The 21,225-nt window shown below is 73.0% G+C and carries 14 protein-coding genes; 6 read left to right on the top strand and 8 right to left on the bottom strand.

The window, feature by feature from the left end; all coding sequences use genetic code 11:
- The first annotated feature begins 23 nt into the window (after window positions 1-23).
- The 5 genes from OIE12_RS28795 to OIE12_RS28775 all read left to right on the top strand — a co-directional run bounded on the left by OIE12_RS28795 (window position 24) and on the right by OIE12_RS28775 (window position 6,691).
- Window positions 24-3,122 carry an AfsR/SARP family transcriptional regulator gene (locus OIE12_RS28795; protein WP_329140284.1) on the top strand — a complete coding sequence of 1,033 codons (3,099 nt, stop codon included), beginning with the start codon at window positions 24-26 and terminating at the stop codon, window positions 3,120-3,122.
- A 139-nt stretch (window positions 3,123-3,261) separates the two neighbouring features.
- On the top strand, window positions 3,262-3,927 hold the full coding sequence (locus OIE12_RS28790; RefSeq protein WP_329140282.1) for a M15 family metallopeptidase: 666 nt from the start codon (window positions 3,262-3,264) through the stop codon (window positions 3,925-3,927).
- A gap of 119 nt (window positions 3,928-4,046) precedes the next feature.
- On the top strand, window positions 4,047-4,529 hold the full coding sequence (locus tag OIE12_RS28785; protein WP_329142293.1) for an RNA polymerase sigma factor: 483 nt from the start codon (window positions 4,047-4,049) through the stop codon (window positions 4,527-4,529).
- A gap of 85 nt (window positions 4,530-4,614) precedes the next feature.
- Window positions 4,615-5,829: a C40 family peptidase gene (locus OIE12_RS28780; protein WP_443053946.1), complete on the top strand. Its 1,215-nt coding sequence runs from the start codon at window positions 4,615-4,617 to the stop codon at window positions 5,827-5,829.
- Between the two features lie 211 nt (window positions 5,830-6,040).
- Window positions 6,041-6,691, top strand: a complete 651-nt coding sequence (locus OIE12_RS28775) for a zf-HC2 domain-containing protein (protein ID WP_329140281.1) — start codon at window positions 6,041-6,043, stop codon at window positions 6,689-6,691.
- 18 nt (window positions 6,692-6,709) lie between these two features.
- Here the strand turns inward: OIE12_RS28775 and OIE12_RS28770 are convergent, their stop codons facing one another.
- Window positions 6,710-7,570: an Fpg/Nei family DNA glycosylase gene (locus tag OIE12_RS28770; protein WP_329140279.1), complete on the bottom strand. Its 861-nt coding sequence runs from the start codon at window positions 7,568-7,570 to the stop codon at window positions 6,710-6,712.
- 42 nt (window positions 7,571-7,612) lie between these two features.
- Entirely contained in the window at window positions 7,613-9,703 is a 2,091-nt protein-coding gene (locus tag OIE12_RS28765; RefSeq protein ID WP_329140278.1) for a SpoIIE family protein phosphatase, read from the bottom strand.
- A 221-nt stretch (window positions 9,704-9,924) separates the two neighbouring features.
- Between OIE12_RS28765 and OIE12_RS28760 the strand changes: the two genes are divergently transcribed.
- Window positions 9,925-11,322, top strand: coding sequence for a lipase maturation factor family protein (locus OIE12_RS28760; protein ID WP_329140276.1), 1,398 nt, complete (start codon window positions 9,925-9,927; stop codon window positions 11,320-11,322).
- Window positions 11,323-11,495: 173 nt separating this feature from the next.
- On the opposite strand, the gene OIE12_RS28755 is transcribed toward OIE12_RS28760, so the two are convergent.
- The 6 genes from OIE12_RS28755 to OIE12_RS28730 form a co-directional block, all read right to left on the bottom strand.
- The gene (locus tag OIE12_RS28755) at window positions 11,496-11,660 is read right to left on the bottom strand and encodes a hypothetical protein (protein ID WP_329140274.1); all 165 of its coding nucleotides are present in this window, start codon (window positions 11,658-11,660) and stop codon (window positions 11,496-11,498) included.
- A gap of 371 nt (window positions 11,661-12,031) precedes the next feature.
- The gene (locus OIE12_RS28750; protein WP_329140272.1) at window positions 12,032-12,262 is read right to left on the bottom strand and encodes a hypothetical protein; all 231 of its coding nucleotides are present in this window, start codon (window positions 12,260-12,262) and stop codon (window positions 12,032-12,034) included.
- Window positions 12,263-12,338: 76 nt separating this feature from the next.
- The gene (locus OIE12_RS28745; protein ID WP_329140270.1) at window positions 12,339-13,874 is read right to left on the bottom strand and encodes an SDR family NAD(P)-dependent oxidoreductase; all 1,536 of its coding nucleotides are present in this window, start codon (window positions 13,872-13,874) and stop codon (window positions 12,339-12,341) included.
- Between the two features lie 388 nt (window positions 13,875-14,262).
- Complete coding sequence (locus OIE12_RS28740; protein WP_329140268.1) at window positions 14,263-15,669, bottom strand: wax ester/triacylglycerol synthase family O-acyltransferase; 1,407 nt, start codon at window positions 15,667-15,669, stop codon at window positions 14,263-14,265.
- Window positions 15,670-15,888: 219 nt separating this feature from the next.
- Window positions 15,889-18,252, bottom strand: a complete 2,364-nt coding sequence (locus OIE12_RS28735) for a GH92 family glycosyl hydrolase (protein ID WP_329140265.1) — start codon at window positions 18,250-18,252, stop codon at window positions 15,889-15,891.
- Window positions 18,253-18,392: 140 nt separating this feature from the next.
- A complete protein-coding gene (locus OIE12_RS28730; protein ID WP_329140263.1) occupies window positions 18,393-21,026 on the bottom strand; it encodes a PA14 domain-containing protein in 2,634 nt (877 codons plus the stop codon).
- Window positions 21,027-21,225: the final 199 nt, after the last annotated feature.

The following is a 21,225-nucleotide window of genomic DNA, read 5'->3' as shown; positions in this document are numbered from 1 at the left end:
CGCGGCACGGCGATCGGGAGATCATGCTGGACATACGGCTACTCGGTCCGGTGGAGGTGTGGGCGGGTGGCCGGCACGCCCCGCTGGGCGGGACCAGACCCCTGGCGGTGCTGTCCGCGCTCGTCGTCCACCTCGGTGAGGTGCTCGTCACCGAGCGGCTCGTGGACTGCGTCTGGGACGAGGAGGCGCCCGCCACCGCCGGTGCCCTCGTCGCCACCCATGTCTCCGCCGTCCGCCGCGCGCTCGCCAAGGTCGGCGCGGAGGGGGTGATCCGGACCCGGCCGCCGGGGTACGTCGCCGAACTCGCGCCCTCCTCGATCGACTCCCGCCGTTTCGAGGAACTGCTCGCCTCGGGCCGGGCGGCGGCGGGCGGGGGCCGCCCGGAGGAGGCCGCGGAGCTGCTGTCGGAGGCGCTGGGTCTGTGGCGGGGCCGGGCGGCGCTGGAGGGGCTGGGCCAGTCCTTCGCCCGGATCGAGGCGGCCCGGCTGGCCGAGCTGCGGCTGGTGGCCCAGGAGGACTCCTTTGCCCTGGAGTTGACGCTCGGCCGCGCGGACCGCACGATCGCTCCCCTGCTCACGCATGTCGCCGACCATCCGCTCCGGGAGCGGCCGCGCGGCCAGCTCATAACCGCGCTGTTCCGCACCGGCCGGATCTCCGACGCCCTGCGCACCTACCAGGAGGCGCGCGAGATCCTCCGGGACGAACTGGGCGTGGACCCCGGTCCGGAGCTGCGGGCGCTGCACCAGGCGGTGCTGACCAACGACGCCGCACTGCTCGGCAAGGCGTCACGGACGGACACGGAGCGGCCGGCCGCGCCACGACAGGGGCGGGGCGGGGCGGGCCGCCCCGGACCGGGCACCGCGCGGCGGCAGGCCGCCGAGCCCGTCCCCTCCCATCTCCCGCCCGACATCTCCGACTTCGTGGGCCGCTCGGCCGAGATCGACTGGGCGGTGTCGTTGCTGGGCCGGGTCGACGACGCCGGCCGCACCGCCCCTCCGATCGGCGTCGTCTCCGGCCGCTCGGGCAGCGGCAAGACCGCTCTCGCCGTGCACGTCGGCCACCGCACCGCCGGACTCTTCCCGGACGGGCGCCTGTTCGTGGACCTGCGGGCCGCCGACGCCACCCCGGTACGGCCCGCCGACGCGCTCACCCGGCTGCTGCGCGCCATGGGCGCGGCGCCGGAGACCCTGCCTGCCTCGGTGGAGGAGCTGACCGGGCTCTACCGGACGCACATCGGCCGCCGGCGCACCCTGCTCATCCTCGACAACGCGGCCGGTGAGGCGCATGTGCGGCCGTTGCTGCCGCCCGGCGGCGGTTCGGCCGTGCTCGTCACCAGCCGCCGCCGGCTGGTCGCGCTGGAGGGCGCGGCCCATCTGGACCTGGCCGTGCCCGACGAGGCGGAGGCGCTGGAGCTCCTCGGGAGGGTGGCGGGGAAGGACCGCGTCGGTGCCGAGCCGGAGCGGGCCGCCGAGATCGTCGCGCTGTGCGGGCGGCTGCCGCTGGCCGTGCGCATCGCCGGGGCGCGGCTCGCGTCGCGGCCGCACTGGGGGCCGGGCCGGCTCGCGGGACGCCTGCGCGACGAGCGGCGCCGGCTGAACGAACTGCGGGCCGGGGACCTGGAGTTGCGCTCCAGCCTGGAGCTCGGTTACGCCGACCTCGACGCGCACGAGCGGGCGGCGCTGCGCCGGCTGGCGCTGCTCGACCTGCCCGACTTCGCCGGCTGGATCGCCGCTCCGCTCCTCGGCATCGCGGTGGAGGAGGCGGAGGAGACGGTGGAGCGGCTGGTCGACTGTCACTTCCTCCACGTCGTCGGCCGGGACGGCACCGGCCGCACCCGCTACCGCATCCACGACCTGGCCCGTGAGCACGCCCGCGAACGCTGTCTGTCCGAGGAGGTGGCCGAGGACCGCGAGGCGGCGGTGCTGCGTCTGGTGGCCTGCTGGCTGGGGCTCGCCAAACAGGCCGCCGCCCGTGGCCCCGGCGGTGTGACCAGGTACTTCCCTCAACCGGCGACCGTGCTCTCCCTCGACGCGGAGACGGAGGAGGAGCTCCTGTCCCGGCCCGCGGCCTGGTTCGCCACCGAACAGGCCTGCCTGCTGGCGGCGGTGGAGTACTGCGCCGACCACGGCGCGGCCCGGGCCGCCCGCGATCTCGCCGGGGCGCTGGCCGCCAGTTCGGCCGCGCTGTACAACCGGTTCGACGCCTGGTCCACCTCTCACGCTGCCGCCATGGCGGCGGTGCGCCGCAGCGGGGACGCCGAGGGCGAGGCCTGGCTGCTCACCGGGCTGGGGCAACTGGCCTACGAGCAGGACAAGTTCGAGGAGTCCTACGGCTGCTTCGAGCGGGCCCTGCGGCGCTTCGGGGAGTACGGGGACGTACCGCAGGGGGAGGCGGTGGCGCTCGACGGCATGGCCACGGTCCGGCGCGAGCAGGCCGGGCACGCCGAGGCGCTGGAGCTGCTCCGGGGCGCGCTGGAGCGGTACGAGCGGACGGGCGACCTCGGGGGCCGGGCCCGGACGCTGTACGGCATGGGGTACGTGCACCGGGAGCAGGGGCGCGGTGGGCCGGCCCGCGAGGCCCTGTCCCGGGCCCTGGAGCTGTATCGCGCCGTGCCCGATCCGCACGGCGAGGCGCTCACCCTGCGGGCGGTGGCGCTGTGTCACCGGGCGGAGGGGGACCTCGCGGAGGCCGAGCGGCTGCTGCGGGAGGCGCTGCGGATCTTCACCGGTCTGCTGGACGACTTCGGGGTGATGTACACGGAGCAGTCGCTGGCCAAGGTGGAGCTGCGCACGGGCCGCACGGGCAGGGCCCGCGAGCGGCTCGGCCGGTGTCTCGCGGTGGCCCGTGAGCGCCAGGACCGGTTCGGTGTGGCGCTGGTCCTGCGCACCCTGGGCGAGTGCCGGCTCGCGAGCGGCGACACCGACGGCGCCCGGGAGCCGCTGGAGCTGGCCCTGGCCGGCTGGGAGGCGTTGGGCCTTCCGGTCTGGCGGGCGCGTACGGCCTGGGACCTGGCCGAGGTGTGGTCGGCGGACGGCCGGGAGGAGGAGGCGCGGGCCGCGCGGGCGGATGCGCTCGCGGTCTTCCGGGAGCTGGACTGCCGGGAGGCGCGGGAGCGCGCGTAGCCCACGAGGGACGGCGGGCGCGGGGCACTAGGGACGGCGGGCGCGGGGCGCGGCCACCGGGGGCGCCGTGGAGCACGGGGCCGGTGGCTTGCAGAGCATCTGCAGAGGTTCTGCATCGGGTACGGCGACGCTGTCGTCCGTGACAGACATCATCACGCTCGCCGACCCCCGGGTCGCCGCGACGGCCGTGGCCGAATGCGGTGAGCCGCTGGTGGATCTGCGCGACGGCGGCCGGCTGCGGCTCGACCACCGGCAGACCGACGACGACGGCAGCTTCGCCCGCCTGCGGGCGGGAGCCCGGGAGCGGCTGCTCCGGGCGCAGCGGCTGCTGCCGACCGGCCTGCGGTTCCTGGTGGTGGAGGGCTACCGGCCGCCGGAGCTGCAACGGCGTTACTTCGAGCGGTACGCGGCGACGCTGCGCCGGGCGCACCCGGCGGCGTCGCCCGAGCGGATCCGCGAACTGGCGAGCGCGTACATCTCCCCGCCCGAGGTAGCGCCTCATGTCTCGGGCGGGGCGGTGGACCTGACACTGTGCGACACGGAAGGACGTGAGCTGCCGCTCGGCACGGACGTCAACGCGACCCCGGAGGAGAGCGACGGCGCCTGCCGCACCGCGGCGCCGGGCATCACGGCCGAGGCCCGTGAGAACCGGGCCCTGCTGGGCCGGGCGCTGTCCTCGGCCGGCTTCGTCAACTACCCGACGGAATGGTGGCACTGGTCGTACGGCGACCGGTACTGGGCCCTGCTGTCCGGGGCACCGGCCGCCCGGTACGGCCCCGCCGACCCGTTCCCGCCCACGGACTGACCACCGCGCGCGGGACCCACCGGACAACCGAACGACCGAACGACCGAGGGGGAAGAGAAGTGGCCATCAGCGACGTCACCTGTCCACCACCACCGCCGGCGCACGCCGACGAGGAGGAGATGAGTCCCAAGGAGTTCGACGCGTCCTTCATCGCGGACATCCCACGGCTGCGCAGACGGCTGGTGGCGCTGACGGGCAATCCGCACGACGCCGACGACCTGCTCCAGGAGACCTATCTGCGGCTCTCCCGCCGGGCCCACGGCCGCGGCCTGGCGCGGCAGCGGCATCCGTACGCCTACACCTGCGCCGTCGCCCTCAACCTGCTGCGCGACTCGTGGGTGCACTCCTCCCGCCGTGAGCAGACCACCGACCGGCTGCCGGAGGCCGGCTGGGACGGGGGCATGGGCTCCTACGAGGCCGCCGCGACCGCGCTCTCGCTGCTCCGCGTGCTCTCCGAGCGGGAGGCGGCCGCGGTCATCCTGGTGGATCTGGAGGGGCTCAGCCACGACACGGCGGGCGAGCGGCTGGGCGCCCACCGCGGCACCGTGCAGCGCAACCGTATGCGCGGGCTGGCGAAGATGCGTGCCGCACTCGGCCGCTGATCCCCGCCCGCCGGCCGCCGCCCGCCGGCGGTCGGCCACCGGTGCGCCCGGTGACGCCGACGTCGACATTGTGAGGAAGAGTTCCGTGCGCAAGAGTTCCCCGAGCAAGAGTTCCGTGCACACGAGTTACCTGACGAACGGCGGCACGCGCCGCCGGACCACCGGCGCGCTCCTGGGCGCCTCGGTCCTCGGCCTGTCCGCCTTCGTGTCCGTCCCGGCCCACGCCGCCCCGGCCGAAGCCGCCTCCGGCCAGGCCACCACGGCCGCCGCCGACTGCGCGGTGCTGAGCCCCGGGGCCTCGGCCACCGCGCAGGCCGCCGTGAGCGCCGCCTGCTCCCAGATCGGCGTCTGGTACAGCTGGGGCGGCGGCCACGGCGCGACGCCCGGTGCCACCTACGGCTACTACGACGGTTCCGACCCGGACAGTCTGCACGACAACGAGCGCAAGGGCTTCGACTGCTCGGGCCTGGTGCGTTACGCGTACTGGCGGGCGACCGGCAAGGACCTGCTCAACGGCACCTCCGACGACCAGTTCCACAGCTCGCAGGCCACCGCCCGGTTCTCCGCCGCGCAGGGCACGGCCCCGCTGCTGCCGGGCGACCTGATGTTCTGGGGCAACGGCCACATCCACCACGTCGCCATGTACCTGGGCGGCGGACAGATGGTCGAGGCCTACGAGTCGGGCACGCACATCCGGGTCGCGCCCGTGCGCACCGGCGGCGACTACGCGGGTGCCATCCGGGTCAACGGCTCCGGCACGCCCGTCCCCCCGCCCGCGGACGGCGGCACGGTCTTCGAGACCTGGGGCACCGGGGTGCGCACGCACTCCTCGCCGAGCACGTCGGCCTCCGTCGTGGACACCTTCGCCGGTCCCACGCAGGTGTCGGTGCAGTGCCAGGAGCACGCGGAGACCGTCACGGCCGAGGGCTACACCAACGACATCTGGTCCAAGCTCTCCGACGGCTCGTGGATGACGAACATCTACATCAAGGGCCCGGCCTCGCTGCCCGGCGTCCCGGACTGCGGCGGCAGCAGCGCCCCGCCGCCCAGCGGGGGCAGCACGGCGTTCCAGACCTGGGGCACCGGGGTGCGCACGCACAGTGAACCGAACGTCAACGCCGCCGTGGTGGACTATTTCCCGCAGCCCACCACCGTGAACGTGGTCTGCCAGGCCCACGCCCAGCCGGTGACTGCCGACGGCTACACCAACGACGCCTGGGCGAAGCTGACCGACGGTTCCTGGATGACCGTCATCTACGTCAAGGGCCCGGAGTGGCTGCCGGGAGTGGCCACCTGCTGACCGCACGCGCCGGAATCCGCCCGTCCGGGGGCCCGCTCCGCCTCCGGACGGCGCCGGAACCCGGCAAAGGAACGGCCGACCAATCCGGCGGCCCGGCCGCTCCGAATGTCTGCACCGTTTCTTCCGTTGCTTGAGTGATTCGGCGGTCAGGTCCGTACCGGTGGGCAACAGCGACACACCCCCACCCGCTCCACCGGCATGAGGATTTGGTATGAGGTCCCTGGAACGCCATCGCGACGTCGGAGCCTACGCGCTCGGCGTGCTGGACGAGGCGGAGGCATTCCGCTTCGAGGACCACCTCATGGAGTGCGCCAGCTGCACCGCGCATGTGAGCGAGTTCCGGCCCGCCGCGCGGCAGTTGATGCTCTACCGGGAGGCCACCCCGCGCTCCGTGCACCCCGCGGCGGCGCCCGGGCCGCGGCTGTTGGAGCGGCTGCTCGACGAGGTGGCCGGACGGCACCGGACCGGCCGCAGGCGGTGGCTGGTCGCGGTGGCGGCGGCCGTCGTCCTCGCGGTGGGCGGCCCGGCGGCGGCCCTGCTGGCCGACGACGACGCGGCCGCGCACCAGGTGACGGCGACGGACGCCGGCACCGGGGTGTGGGCGCGGGTCACGGCGCAGGACCGGGAGTGGGGCAGCGACATCGGCGTCACCGTCAAGGACGCCTCGGGCCCGCACTCCTGCCGGCTGGTGGCGGTCGGCCGGGACGGCTCCGAGGAGACCGTGACCAGCTGGATGGTGCCCTCCGACGACGGCGCGGCCCTCACCGTGGAGGGCGGGGCCGCGCTCGCGACCGGGCAGATCGACCGCTACGAGATCCGCACGGACGACGGCGAGCGGCTGCTGACGCTCGACTCGCGCTGAGGACGGTGTGGCGCGGGTTCACTTCAGCAGCCGGGACATCCGGCGGTCCGCCAGCGGCTTCCCGCCCGTCTGACAGGTCGGGCAGTACTGCAACGAGGAGTCGCTGAAGGACACCTCGCGGACGGTGTCGCCGCACACCGGGCAGGGCTCGCCGGTACGGCCGTGGACACGCAGTCCGCTCTTCTTCTCCGCCTTCAGCCGCCCGGCGGCCACCCCGCGCGAGCGCTCCACCGCCTCGGTGAGGATCCCGCGCAGCGCCTCGTACAGGCGGTGGACCTCCTCCGGGGTGAGGGAGGCGGTGGGCTTGAACGGGGACATCCGGGCGGCGTGCAGGATCTCGTCGCTGTAGGCGTTGCCCACGCCGGCGAGCAGCCCCTGGTCGCGCAGGGCGCCCTTGAGCCGGCGCCGCTCCCCCGCGAGCAGCCCGGCCAGCCGCTCCTCGTCGAAGCCGTCGTCGAGGGGGTCGGGGCCGAGCCGGGCGATGCCGGGGACCTCCTGCGGGTCCCGTACGACGTACACGGCGAGCCGTTTCTGCGTACCGGCCTCGGTGAGGTCGAAGCCGGCGCCGGTGTCGAGCGCGACCCGGAGGGCGAGCGGGCCCTTGCCGGGGCGGGGCGGGGTGTCGGGGAGCCGGTCGCGCCAGTGCAGCCAGCCGGCCCGCGCGAGGTGGGTGACCAGGTGCGGCCCGTCGGCGTCCAGGTCGAGGAACTTGCCGTGCCGGTGGACGGCGGTGACGGTACGGCCCTGAAGCGCGGTGAGCGGCGGGTCGTACGTCTTCAGCACGCTGACGGCCAGCGGCAGGACGCGGGTGATCTCGTGGCCGACGAGATGGCCGGTGAGGAAGTCGCGCAGCGCCTCGACCTCGGGCAGTTCGGGCATCCTCCCAGCGTGCCACGGCATGGGGCCGACTGCCCGGCGCCTCTACGGGCCCTCGTCTCCCGGCACCGCGAACTCGCACCACACCACCTTGCCGCCGCCCCGCGCCTCGACGCCCCAGACGTCGGCCAGCCGGTCGACGAGGAGCAGTCCGCGCCCGGAGACCCCGGAGGCGCCGGCCTCGCGGCGGCGCGGGAGCGCGCTGGAGGAGTCCTCGACCTCCGTGCGCAGCCGGCGGTCGGGGCCGGGGAACGAGCGCAGGGTGAGGACCGCCGCCCCCTCGGTGTGCATCAGCGCGTTGGTGATCAGTTCGTCGGTGACGAGTTCGATCTCGTCGGCGCGGTCCCGTGCGCCCCAGGCGCGGACGGCCGCGCGGACCATATGCCGGGCCTCGCGCAGTGCCTCCGGGTCGCCGGGCGCCACGTGCGCGCGGAGCCGGCCGCCCGCGCCGCGCGGCCGCGCCCGGCGGCGCAGGAGGAGCAGGGCGACGTCGTCAGCGGCGTCGCGCGCGGCGGCCCGGGCGATGAGCCGGTCGGCGAGGTCGTCCACGTCCTCGGGTCCGGCGGCGACCTGCTCCGCGAGCCCGCGCATGCCGTCGTCGGGGTCGAGCCCGGGCTGTTCGACCAGGCCGTCGGTGCACAGCACCAGCGTCTGGCCGGGGTCCAGCTCCAGGGTCTGTACGGGGTACTCCAGGCTGTCGAACAGCGCGGACAGCCCGAGCGGGAGGCCGCCCTCGACCGGGACGCGGCGGCAGCCGCCGTCGGCGTGCCGGACGAGCGGGTCGACGTGTCCGGCGCGGACGAACTGCACGACACCGGTGGCCGGGTCGAGCTCGGCGTACAGGCAGGTCGCGAAGCGGTGGGTGTCGAGCTCGTGCAGGAAGACGGAGGCGCGGGCGACGACCGTGGCCGGAGTGTGCCCCTCGGCGGCGTAGGCGCGCAGCACGATCCGGAGCTGGCCCATGACGGCTGCTGCCTGGGTGTCGTGCCCCTGGACGTCGCCGACGACGGCGCCGACCCGGCCGCCGGGCAGCGGGATCAGGTCGTACCAGTCGCCGCCGATGTTCCGGCCGGGCGAGCCGCCCAGCACGGCGGCGCGGTAGCGCACGGCCACGTCGGCGTCGGGCACCCGGGGCAGGGAGCGGGGCAGCATGGCCTGCTGGAGCTCCTGGGCGAGGTCGCTCTCCTGTTCGTAGAGCATGGCGCGCTGCAGGCTCTGCGCGATGGTGCTGCCGAGTGCGACGAGGATGTCGCGTTCCTCGGCGGTGAAGCCGTGCCGGTCGCCGTAGAGGAGGCCGATGCCGCCGATCGGGCGGGCCTGCGCGACCAGCGGCAGATAGGCGGCCGAGGTGATGCGCAGATGGCTCAGGTGCGGCCACAGGATCGGATAGCGCGCGGCGAACTCCCCCGGCGACTCGATGAACTGGGGGCTGAGGGTGCGTACGGCGTCGCTCATCGGGTACGGCTCGTCGATGCCGGTGATCTGGGTGCCGGGGATGAAGTCGCCGGTGGGTCCTTCGGCGACCAGGCGGATGCGGCCGCCCTCGACGAGTCCCATGACGAGGCTGGCGGCGCCCATCCGGGTCAGCCCCTCGCTCTCCCGCAGCACGTCGATGACGTCCTGCACGGTACGGGCGTGGGCGAGCGCGGCCATGGTGGTCTGGGCGACGTCGGCCTGCCGGCGCCGGGCGCTGTCCCGGGCGGCCTGTTCGCTGCGGGCCCGGCTGTCGCGCAGCTCCTGGGTGGCGTCGCGGACGATGCCGATGATCCGGCGGGCCCGGCCGGTGTCGTCGCGGCGGAGGTAGCCCTGGGTGTGGGTCCAGCGCAGGCTGCCGTCGCGGCGGCGGATGCGGAAGTAGGCGCCGTAGTTCTCGCCGCCCTCCTTCAGCGCGCGGCCGACCACCTCGTCCAGGCGGGGGATGTCCGGTGGGTGCAGCCGGGTGGCCAGGGTCTCGACGTGGTCGTCGAACTCGTCGGGGCGCAGGTCGAACAGGGCGAGGGCCTGCGCGTCCATCTGGGTGAGGCCGGTGTCCAGGTCCCAGTCGAAGCTGCCCATGCGGTTGAGCGCCAGGATCGGGTCCGGGCGGTCGGGCCAGTCGTCCGGGAGCGACGGGGCGCTCACTCCCCGATCAGCCATGAGGCCCACCTTGCCAGCGTTCGTCCGGATGTCGGGTGCGGGGCGGAACCGGTCCGGGCGGCGCGCCCGGAAAACGGTTGATCACTATTGTCTGCACCGGCCGTACGGGGCCCGCAAGCGGAGGCCGCGGGCGGGGCTCCGCGCGGAGGTCGCGTCGGCACCGGGTGCGGGTACCCGGGTACGGCACCGGAACCCGGCGGGACGAGAGGAGACCGGCCGCGATGGAGTGGTTCACGGCACCGGACTACTGGCTGAGCCGGCTGGTCTTCCAGCGCGCCCTGGCCGTGGTGTACCTCGTCGCCTTCCTGGGCGCGGCGCTGCAGTTCCGCGCGCTGATCGGGGAGCGCGGGATGCTGCCGGTGCCCCGGTTCACCGCGCGGGTGCCGTTCCGGCGGGCGCCGAGCGTCTTCCACCGGCACTACTCCGACCGCTTCTTCGCCGGCTGGGCATGGACGGGGTGCGCGGTGTCGGCGGCGCTGGTGGCGGGGGTGGACGGGTGGCTGCCGCTGTGGGCGGCGATGTCGCTGTGGCTGGTGCCGTGGGTGATGTACCTGTCGATCGTCAACGTCGGGCAGACCTGGTACGGCTTCGGCTGGGAGTCCCTGCTCCTTGAGACCGGGTTCCTCGCGGTGTTCCTCGGCAACGACGAGGTGGCGCCGCCGGTCGTGGTGCTGTTCCTGCTGCGCTGGCTGCTGTTCCGGCTGGAGTTCGGCGCGGGGCTGATCAAGATGCGCGGCGACGCGTGCTGGCGGAAGCTGACGTGCCTGGACTTCCACCACGAGACGCAGCCGATGCCGGGGCCGCTGAGCTGGTTCTTCCACCGGCTGCCGAAGCCGGTGCACCGGGTGGAGGTGGCCGCCAACCACGTCACGCAGCTGGTGGTGCCGTTCCTGCTGTTCACCCCGCGCCCGGTGGCGACGGCGGCCGCCGCCCTCATGATCCTCACCCAGCTGTGGCTGGTGCTGTCGGGCAACTTCGCCTGGCTGAACTGGCTCGCCATCGTGATCGCCCTGTCGGCGATCCCCTTCCCCGCCTCGCCGCCGCACACGGCTCCGGCGCCGCTCTGGTACGAGGTGGTCGTCCTCGCCGTCGCGGCGGGGCTGGGAGCGCTCAGCCTCCGGCCGGTGCGCAACATGCTCTCCCGGCGCCAGGTGATGAACCGCTCCTTCGACCCGCTGCACCTGGTCAACTCCTACGGCGCGTTCGGGTCCGTCAGCCGGGTGCGGCAGGAGGTGGTGATCGAGGGCACGGCGGACGAGGTGCCGCGGGAGTCGTCCGAGTGGCGGGAGTACGAGTTCCGGGGCAAGCCGGGGGATCCGCGGCGGTGGCCGCGGCAGTTCGCGCCGTACCATCTGCGGCTGGACTGGATGATGTGGTTCGCCGCGCTGTCGCCGGCGTACGCCGGGGCGTGGTTCGGGGGGCTGCTGGAGCGGCTCCTGGCGGGCGACCGGGACACGTTGCGGCTGCTGCGCCGCTCCCCGTTCCCGGCGGAGGCGCCGCCGCGGGCCGTGCGGGCGAGCCTGTACCGGTACCGGTTCACGACATGGCGCGAACGCCGGGAGACGGGGGCGTGCTGGGTGCGGACGTACGTCCGCGAATTCGTGCCCCGGAGGTGGTAGCGGGGGGTCCTGCGAGAGTGTCCTCACCCCGGACCCCCGAAAGATCGCGCAGTTCCCCGCGCCCCTTGAGGGGCGCGGGGAACTGCGCGAAACGGGGCGAAGCCCCGTGCCGGGGTCCAAGGGGCGGAGCCCCTTGAGGATGGGACGGGTAGGGGCGGCGGGGGCGAAAACCCTCAGTCCACGCTCGGCAGGATGTGCGGCTCCGCCAGGTCGTCCTCGTAGCCGGCCAGCCGGATGGGGGCCGACCTCGCCCACACCTCCAGACTGCCGAGCTTCTCCTCCGCAACGGCCGTCCGCCCCGTAGGACGCTCCTCGAGATTCGTCTTCTCCGGTGTCACCGCGCACTCCTTATGTGTCGGATCACCCTCGGGGGCGTCGGCCCGGCCTGACCTCTGTGCGGCCGCCGCCCGCCTCGGGACTGAGGGAACAGTTCTGACGCGGTGGCGTCGGCGTCTTGTGCGAGAGCAGACCGTGGTGACCGGCTTGTCCCGGGACGGACCGTTGGGTGTGGGTAGGACCCGTGCTGCTGTCCGTCCCGTACAGGTTAACCAAATGAGCGCCCGCCTGCTCGATAGGGAGGCAAACACTGTGTAACTTCCATGAAAGGCCGAACGGCAGGAGAACGCGTCCCGAACGGCCGAAGGGCGCACCCGCACGGGTGGAAACCCGGTGGATGCGCCCTTCGACAGGGGTGGGAAGCGACGGCCGCTCAGGGGAAGAACCAGATGCCCGCGAAGATCACCACGATGACGGCGATGACGATCAGCGCGGTGGACCAGGTCGCCCGGTGCTGCACGGCGTCCCGCGGCTCACCTCCGCGCGGGCGGTCCTCCGGCAGGGCCGGGTTCTCGGGACGGTCGCTCGCGTAGAACTCCTCGTCGGTCGGGCGGACATCGCGCCGACCGGCGTTTCGGGGATCGATGTCGTGATGGCTGGCCATGTGAACTCCTTGCGCGGTGCTCGGCACAGTCCGGGTTCCCCCGGGTCGGCCGGACATGCGCCGGGCCCCGCGGGCGTCACCACTTGCCGGGCGCGTAGTCCTTCAGGAAGACGCCGTACAGGTCCTCGCCCTGCTCGCCGCGGACGATGGGGTCGTAGACCCGGGCGGCACCGTCGACGAGGTCCAGCGGGGCGTGGAAGCCGGCCTCGGCCATGCGGACCTTGTCCGGGTGGGGCCGCTCGTCGGTGATCCAGCCGGTGTCGACCGCGGTCATCAGGATGCGGTCCTTGTCGAACATCTCCTGGGCGCTGGTGCGGGTGAGCATGTTGAGGGCGGCCTTGGCCATGTTGGTGTGCGGATGTCCCGCGCCCTTGTAGCCACGGCCGAAGACGCCCTCCATCGCGGAGACGTTCACGATGTACGTCCGCCGGGCCGCGGACGCCGCCATCGCCGGGCGCAACCGGCTGATCAGCAGGAACGGTGCCGTGGAGTTGCACAGCTGCACTTCGAGGAGTTCGACGGGGGTGACCTCCTCGACCGTCTGGATCCAGCTGTTGGTGTCGTGCAGGTCGGGCACGAGCCCACCGGCGTCGATCGCGGTGCCGGCCGCGATCCGCTCCAGGGAGGCGGAGCCGGAGACCAGCGCGAGGCCGGTGACGTCCCGCGCGGCAAGGGCGCCGCCGCCGGCCACGGGCAGCTCGCCGACGGCGCCCGAGCCGAAGGTGCCGATCACCTCGGCGGCGGGCAGCTCGCCGGCCGGCAGCGGGGCCGACTCGGCGGTGACCAGCTCGCTGTAGGCGCCCGGGGAGCGGCGTACGGTCTGGGCGGCGTTGTTGATCAGGATGTCCAGCGGGCCCTCGGCGGCGACGGAGTCGGCCAGCGCCATGACCTGGGCGGGGTCACGCAGGTCGATGCCGACGATCTTCAGCCGGTGGATCCAGTCGGCGCTGTCGGGCTGCGCCTTGAAGCGGCGGATCGCGTCATTGGGGAACCGGGTGGTGACAGTGGTGTGGGCGCCGTCGCGGAGCAGCCGGAGCGCGATGTACATGCCGATCTTGGCGCGGCCGCCGGTGAGGAGGGCGCGCTTGCCGGTGAGGTCGGCGCGGGCGTCGCGGCGGGCCCGGTTCTCTGCGGCGCAGTTCGGGCAGAGCTGGTGGTAGAAGTAGTCGACCTCGGTGTAGCGGGTCTTGCAGGTGTAGCAGGAGCGGGGGCGCTGGAGTATCCCCGCGATCTGGCCGGCCTCGGTGACGGAGGAGGGCAGGACGCCCTCGGTCTCGTCGTCGATGCGCTGGGCGGAGCCGGTGGCGGTGGCCTCGGTGACGGCCTTGTCGTGCGCGGTCTTCGCTGCGCGGCGTTCTTGGCGGCGGCGTTGCTTGACGGTGCGGTAGATGTGCGAGGTGGCACGCCGGACGGCGATCGCGTCGGGGTGGTCGACGTCGATGCCGTCGAGCTCCTTGAGCACGCTCAGACAGACGGCGAGCCGCTCGGGGTCGATCCCCGGCCCGTACGACGCGCTGTCGGGGGAGGTCTCGTGGGGGTGGGGGATCCGGGGCGCGGCCGGGGGTGTGGCCGCCGGGCCGTCGTTCGCCGGGGCGGTCTCTGTCACCGTCATCGCGCTGCCGTTCCTCGCTCGCCTGCGGCGCGCGGGTCGCGCTCGCCTTTCGAACGGGGGATTGTACGTAGCCGCGACGCGAACCACCAAAACGGGGGGTTCGCCACAGTCTTTTCCTCGCCCCCGCCGCCCCTACCCTTCCCGTCCTCAAGGGGCTCCGCCCCTTTGACCCCGTACGGGGCTTCGCCCCGTCGCGCAGTTCCCCGCGCCCCTAAAAAGCAGGGGGCGCCCCCAGCTTTTAGGGGCGCGGGGAACTGCGCGACCAGCCATGACGCACCCGCACCCGCCGACGGACCCCACCCGCCCGAGCTCTCCCGCGCCTCCTCCCCCCCAGGTTGGGGATGGGACGGGTAGGGGCGGCGGGGGCGAGGAAAACCCGGGCGAACCGCTACGCGTCGCAGGCTTGCCGCAGGGCGTCGAGTTCGTGGTGGATCGCCGCCGCGAACAGCTCCAGGTCCGGCACCGCCTCCGCATCCGCCACCAACCCGTAATGCACCCGCCCCCGATACGTCGACACCGCCACCGCCAACGACTGCCCCCGCGCCAACGGCGCCAACGGGAACACCTCCACCAGCGGACTGCCGCCCAACCGCAACCCCAGACTCGGCAACGGCACACTCGTCACGAGGATGTCGAACCACAGCCGCGCCGCCTGGCTGACCAGCGGCCCCCCGAGCCGATGCCCCAGCGCCGGCACATGGTCGGCGAGCAACGCCACCGCCCCGGCCCCCCGCCCCGGCCCCGCGTCCTTGTTGCGGTCCATCGCCGCCCGCACCACCCGCAGCCGCCGCACCGGATCCGCCTCGTCGACCGGAAGCCGTATCAGGTACCCGGAGAGCCGGTTCCCCTGCGGCGAGGCGCTGCGCGGCCGGCGCCGGGAGACGGGGATGAGCGCCCGCGGCGCCACCCCCTCGCTCCCGTCGCCGCGCTCGTCCAGCCACCTCCGCAGCGCCCCCGCGACAACCGCGATGAGCACGTCGTTGACCGTGCCGCCCGCCGTCTTGCGCACCCGGTGCACCTCGTCGAGGTCGAGGACGACCCCCGCGGTCCGCCGGGTCCCGGTGGGCCCGGCGGTCAGCGCGGGCGAGGAGCGCACCCCGAGCGTGGACAGGGCGACGGACGCGCCGATGTCCAGCGCGCGTCCCACGTCGGACACCACGCCGGACAGCGCACCGCGGACCAGCCCGGGCAGCCGCCGCGGGTCCGCGAACGGGAACGCGCCGAACGCGCTCCGGGGCGCTTCGACGGGCCGCGGCCGGGACGGCGGCAGCTCCGTCGGGTCCATGATCGCGGCGGCCAGCGTCAGCGCCCGCAGCCCGTCGGCGAGCGCGTGGTGGAACTTGAACAGCACCGCGAACGAGGTGCCGTCCGCCCCCGGCAGGACGTGCGCCTCCCAGGGGGGCCGGCCGCGCTCCAGGGGCCGCTGCATCAGCCGGCCGGCGACGGCGTGGAAGTCGTCGGCGGGGGCGTGCAGCCGGACGTGGTCCAGCGGGTCGAAGTTGGGGGCGGGCTCGCGGGCCGCGCCGCCGAAGGCGAGCGGGAGACGTACGCCGGCGCGGGCGAGACCGGTGGCGCCCCCGGCAGCGGCATCACCGCCCGGCAGCCACACGTCACGGATCCGCATCCGCAGCCCCGTCACCCCGGCGGCACGGGCGGCGAGCAGATCGGCGGCGTGGGCGCCCGCGGTGGGCGAGTGACAGGCGAAGACGCCGAGCGCGCCCAGGTGCATGGGGTGCTCGGCGGACTCGATGTTCCAGAACGCCAGGTCGAGGGGGGCGAGCAGATCGGAAGTCAATGGCGTGCCCTCGCGTGAACGACGGGGTGTGCGGGTGCCGCGGCGGACGAGCCCGTTGAACCCCAAGTCAAACCCCGACCGCCGATTACGGTCAAGTACGATCACGCTACGCACAGTAAAGAACGCATGAAGTCCCGCCCCGGCAAGGGGGCGGGACTTCACCGCCGGAGCCGTCCACCGACGTCCGAACCCGGTCCGGACCTCAGCGGACGCCCGGTGTCACTTCAGCGCCGGCGGCGCCGCGTCGGCCGACGTTCCCCACTCGGACGGCTGCGCGCCGACCGTGAACGACAGGGAACGGATCCGGCGCAGATCGCCGGTGGTCAGATACGTCTTGCCGTAGTCCTTGCCGTTCACCCGGGCCGACTGCACATAGCGGTCGGTGTCCGAGGTGCCGGACGCGGTCACCGTCAGATGGCCCTTGGGGTAGTAGCGGTGGTCGAGGGTGAGGTCGACCCGGTCGAAGACGGGCGTGGAGAGCCCCCACGTGTCGTAGCCGGGCTGGACCGGGAAGATTCCGATCGACGACAGCACGTTCCAGGCGGACATCGTGCCGAGGTCGTCGTTTCCGGTCATGCCGGTCGGGGTGTCGGTGAACAGGGTCAGCGCGGCGTGCACCACGTCGGTGGTCTTCCACGGCTGGCCGGTGGAGAGGTAGGTGTACGGGGCGATCAGGTCGGGCTCGTTCTGCGGGTTGTACTTGTCCGCGTTGTAGTACTCGTACGGGCCGTTGACCCACACCTCGCGGGCGGTCTTCGCCGGGTCCTGCACGAGCTGGTCGTAGGCGAAGAAGGAGTCGAGGCGGTCGTTGGCCGCCTGCCGGCCGCCGATCAGGTCGATCATGCCGGGCAGGTCCTGCGGGACGAGCCACTGGTACTGCCAGGCCGTGCCCTCGTGGAAGCCCGCGCTCTGCGCCGGGTCGTCCGGGCCGGTGAAGGCGCCGGAGGCGTCCCGAGCGCGGAAGAAGCCGGTGCTCGGGTCGAAGATCGAGTGGTAGTTCTGCGCGCGCTTCGCGTAACGGGCGGCATCCGCCTTGTGGCCGAGGTCACGGGCCATCTGCGCGAGCATCGCGTCGGACAGGGCGTACTCCAGGGTGGCGGAGGGCCCGTGGTCGTAGTCGGAGTCGCCGGGCTTGGCGTGCGGCCGGCCCTCGATGTACGGGGCGAAGCCGTCTCTCAGGTACTCCTTGTTGGCCTCGCGGCCGACGTAGGGCGAGTCGGTGGGCGGCACCCCGTCGGCGTTCTTCTTCAGCGCCCGGTACGCCTTCTCCTCCCAGCCCTTGAGCAACCCCTGCTGGTAGGCGTTGGTGAGGAACGGGGTGACGGGGTCACCGGTCATGATGTTGGTCTCGACCGTGCCGTAGCCCCACTTGGGCAGCCAGCCGCCCTCTTCGTCGATCTTGATGACGGAGATCGCCATGTCCCGGGCCTGGCGCGGCGCGAGCAGCGAGAGGAGCTGGGACTGGGTGCGGTAGGTGTCCCACAGCGACCAGTTCTGGTAGTACGTGAACCCCTTCGCCCGGTGGATCTCCTGGTCCCAGCCGGTGTAGCGGCCGTCGGTGTCGCTGCCGATGTTGGGCGCGAGGAAGGACCGGTAGAGGGACGAGTAGAAGGTGCGGTTCAGCGTGTCGTCGCCGCCCTTGACGCGGACGTCGTCGAGCCGGTGCTCCCAGGTGCGCTGGGCGGCCTCGCGGACGTGGGCGAAGGAGTGGCCGCCCTCGGCGCGCAGGTTGCCGGCGGCGCCACGCGCGTCGACGTAGCTCAGCGCGGTGGTCGCCTCGACCGTGCGGTCCTTGGTGGTGTCGAACCGCAGATAGGCACCGTTGCGCCCGGTGCCGGAGGAAGTGTCCGAGCCGGCGGTGACGGTGTCGCCGTTCCAGGTGCCGTGCGCGGTGAACGGACGGTCGAAACGGGTGATCGTGTAGACGGTGTACGGCTTGGTGTCCTGGCAGAAACCGCTGCCCGTGATGGCGGTGCGCACGGTGCGGTTGTCGAGGACCTCGACCTTCGTGTTCACGGTCTTGTGCAGCGACTGTCCGGCGTTGAGCAGGACGTTGGCCTTGTCGGTGGCCGGGAAGGTGTAGCGCTGCACACCGGTGCGGGCGGTGGCGGTCAGCTCGGCCTTGATGCCGCTGTCCAGGCCGACGCCGTAGTAGCCGGGGCTCGCCTGCTCGTCGTCGTGGGAGAACTTCGCGGCGTACTTCGCGTAGTCCGTCTGCGTGACGTCACCCGTGGTCGGCAGCACCGGCAGGTCGCCGCCGAGTCCGCAGCCGACGCCGGAGAGGTGGACGAGGGAGAAGCCGCGGATGTGGTCCTCGGCGTAGTCGTAGCCGGTGTTGTGGCCGGTGTCCGGGGAGAGCTGCACCATGCCGAAGGGCACGGCGGCACCGGGATAGGTGTTGCCCTCGTTCTGGGTGCCGATGAAGGGGTTGACCAGGTCGGTGAGGGCGCCGCCCCGGCCGGACGCGGCGGCCGGCTCGGCGGCACCCGTGGCCATGGCGGCCTGGGCGGGTGGCAGGGCGGAGAGCGCCGTGGCGGCCACCGCGCCGGCGGCGGCCAGGCGCAGACGCCGGGTCCATCTCATCTCGGAAATCCTCCGGGAGGGTCGGGGGTTCCCGGCCCGCCGCGCCTGGGGCGCGGCGGACCGGTCCTGTCTGAGGCGGTCACCTGTGCGGCTCTCGCGAGACGCTCAGGTGATCACCCGTGCATGGTGCTGTCGGCGCGTCAGTTTTCCGTGCAACCGGCGACCGTCGGCTGCGACGCGTCGTGGATGAGGGACCGCTGGGCCGCCCTCACCCGGTCGACGTCGGGCTTGAGCACCCGGCGGTCGTAGGTCAGCAGGCCGTTGAGCTCGCCCTCGACGTCGCTGATCTGGGTGTAGACCGCGCCGTTGCCGCCCTTGCAGGCCAGCGCGTGCACCTCGTCGAGCTTGGTGAGGTAGTCGTCGGTGTACGTCGAGGGGTCGACGTCCACGTACGACTGCTGCACCGACCAGGCGTGGCCGGGCACCGCCAGGCCGAGGCCGCCGTACTCGCCGCTGACCAGGGCGCGCCTGCCGTCCGGGTTGGGTGGCAGGGCGGGGCTGGGATAGCCGTGCTCGTCGATGATGTCGCCGGTGCCGCCGTCGGCCCCGAGGTTGATCCCGGACATGCTGTTGACCAGCCGGGTCGGGTCCCAGGCCTTGGCCTGGTCGGCGATGCGGGCCATGTCGTACTGGCCCCAGCCCTCGTTGAAGGTCACCCACATGACGACCGACGGGCTGCTGATGTGCTCGTCGATCATCTGCTTCAGTTCGCGCTCGAACTCGGCGCGGGCGGCGGTGGACGGGCTGGTGCCGGCGTTCATCGCGGGCATGTCCTGCCACACCAGCAGACCGAGCCGGTCGGCCCAGTAGAACCAGCGGTCCGGCTCCACCTTGATGTGCTTGCGCACGGAGTTGAAGCCGAGCTGCTTGTGCACCTTCAGGTCGTAGGCGAGGGCCTCGTCGGTGGGTGCGGTGTAGAGACCGTCCGGCCAGAAGCCCTGGTCGAGGGTGGCCATCATGAAGATCGGCTTGCCGTTGAGGATCGTGCGCGGGGTGCCGTTCACGTTCTTCACGGAGATCGAGCGCATCCCGAAGTAGCTGCCGACGCTGTCGGAGCCGACGCGCACCTTGAGGTGGTAGAGGTACGGGTCGTCCGGCGACCACAGGTGCGGGTCGCGCAGGTGCAGGGTCAGCGGGTGACCGGTGCGCCCGGTGACGGTGCCGACCTTGCGCTTGCCGGCGTACGCGGTCGCGGTGACCGGTACGCCGTCACGGACGCCCTGCGGCTCGATGGTGAGGGTGCTCTTGTCGACGTCGGGGGTGAGCTTGAGGTTGTCGACGTGGTCGGCGGCGACCGGCTCCATCCACACCGTCTGCCAGATGCCGGAGGTCGGCGTGTACCAGATGCCGCTCGGGTCCAGGCGCTGCTTGCCCATCGGCTGGTTCTCGCCGTTCGCCGAGTCCGTCGGGTCGTAGACGCCGACGATCAGCTCCTGGGTGCGGCCCGGCTTGAGCGCCTTGGTGATGTCGGCGCTGAACTTGTCGTAGCCACCCTGGTGTTCGGCGACCTTGGTGCCGTTGACGTAGACCTCGGCCCGCCAGTCGACGGCGCCGAAGTTCAGCTGGAGCCGCTGGTGGGAACCGACGTGCCAGTTCTTCGGCACGGTGAAGGTGCGGCGGTACCACATGCGGTCCTCGTGCCGCTCGAGCCCGGAGAGCTGCGACTCGACCGGGTACGGGACGAGGATCCGCTCGTCCAGCGTCTTGCCGACCGGCGGCTGCTCACCGGAAGTGGCGGCGGCGAACTGCCAACGACCGTTGAGGTTCTGCCACTTGGTACGCGTCAGCTGCGGGCGCGGGTACTCGGGCAGGGCGTTGTGCGGGCCGACCTGCTTGGCCCACTTGGTGGTGAGCTCGTACGTCGACTTGTTGGGGCCGCTGGTCCAGAAGGCACCGACGGTGTGCGTGCCGGTGGTCAGGCCGCCCTTGCCGTCGTAGCGGACGTCGGCGGTGCCCTTGGCGGTGCCGGTCTTGTTGCCGACGACCGGCTCGTCGAGGGCGATCAGCAGCGACGCCGGGTTCTTGGGGTCGAGCTTCGCCCTGCCCAGCGGCCAGGTGGCGCCGCCGACGACCGCGCTGAGGTGGTCGGTCAGGCCGGCCGGGACGCCGGCCAGTGGGCCGGCGAAGTCGAGCTGGAGGGTGCGGCCGTCGGCGCGGACGGTGGTCGCGACGGGGCCGTCGTAGTCGTAGCCCTCCGGGAGGCGGAACGCCGACTGCGGGATCGCGGTCTTGCTGCCGCCGGGCGGGGTCCAGCGCACGTGGAGGTTGGAGCCGCCGTAGTGCTCGAAGTACTCGACCTTGATGTCGACGGCGTGACCGGCGGTCAGATCGACGGGCTCGCCGGTCTGCTCCTGGTCCCAGTCGTCCACCCAGTGGTCGATGACGAGTTTGTCGTCCACCCAGAGGCGGAAGCCGTTGTCACCGATGATCGAGAAGGTGGTCGCGCCGGTCTTCTCGGGGACGAGCCGGCCGGTCCAGCGGGCGCTGACATCGTTGTCCTGACCCGTCGTGGCGCGCAGCCGGGGTTCGAGATCGGCGAAGTCGAGGGTGGGGTCGAAGGTGGTCGCCTTGAGGGTGGCGAAGTCGAAGGCGCCCTCGGCGGACTGGGTGTAGTACTCGCCCTTGAGGCCGTGGGCCTCGGTGGGGGTGGGGGTGTCGGCGGCGGTGGTGGCCGCGGCCGGGGAGGTCGCCGTCGCCGCGAGGCCCGTCGCGGCCATGGCCGCGACGAGGAGCAGGGCGAGACGGTCTCTGACTCTGAGGCGTCTGGTGCGCACGGATCCTCCGTGGGTGAGGACGGGTGGCGGATCAGGGCTCGTGGTTGGGGGGATTACAACGTTGTCATCAGTCAGGCAGAGGCATGACAACATGATTGCCGGGCTGTGTCCAGGGTGTTGACGGGTCTCGTTCGCCGGGCGGGTTTCTTCGCCCCCGCCGCCCCTTCCCAGTCCCGTCCCCGGGGGCAAGCCCCCGGGC

Source organism: Streptomyces sp. NBC_00670, assembly GCF_036226765.1.
Classification (GTDB): Bacteria; Actinomycetota; Actinomycetes; order Streptomycetales; family Streptomycetaceae; genus Streptomyces.
The sequence above is the reverse complement of the archived record's forward strand: the minus strand, read 5'-3'. Positions and strand labels throughout refer to the sequence as shown.

Excerpts from the sequence above, each read along its gene's own strand:
- OIE12_RS28775 (WP_329140281.1), top strand. The coding sequence starts at position 6,041 with ATGAGGTCCCTGGAACGCCATCGCGACGTCGGAGCCTACGCGCTCGGC.
- OIE12_RS28795 (WP_329140284.1), top strand. The coding sequence starts at position 24 with ATGCTGGACATACGGCTACTCGGTCCGGTGGAGGTGTGGGCGGGTGGC.
- OIE12_RS28760 (WP_329140276.1), top strand. The coding sequence starts at position 9,925 with ATGGAGTGGTTCACGGCACCGGACTACTGGCTGAGCCGGCTGGTCTTC.
- OIE12_RS28735 (WP_329140265.1), bottom strand. The coding sequence starts at position 18,252 with ATGAGATGGACCCGGCGTCTGCGCCTGGCCGCCGCCGGCGCGGTGGCC.
- OIE12_RS28765 (WP_329140278.1), bottom strand. The coding sequence starts at position 9,703 with ATGGCTGATCGGGGAGTGAGCGCCCCGTCGCTCCCGGACGACTGGCCC.
- OIE12_RS28785 (WP_329142293.1), top strand. The coding sequence starts at position 4,047 with ATGAGTCCCAAGGAGTTCGACGCGTCCTTCATCGCGGACATCCCACGG.
- OIE12_RS28745 (WP_329140270.1), bottom strand. The coding sequence starts at position 13,874 with ATGACGGTGACAGAGACCGCCCCGGCGAACGACGGCCCGGCGGCCACA.
- OIE12_RS28770 (WP_329140279.1), bottom strand. The coding sequence starts at position 7,570 with ATGCCCGAACTGCCCGAGGTCGAGGCGCTGCGCGACTTCCTCACCGGC.
- OIE12_RS28750 (WP_329140272.1), bottom strand. The coding sequence starts at position 12,262 with ATGGCCAGCCATCACGACATCGATCCCCGAAACGCCGGTCGGCGCGAT.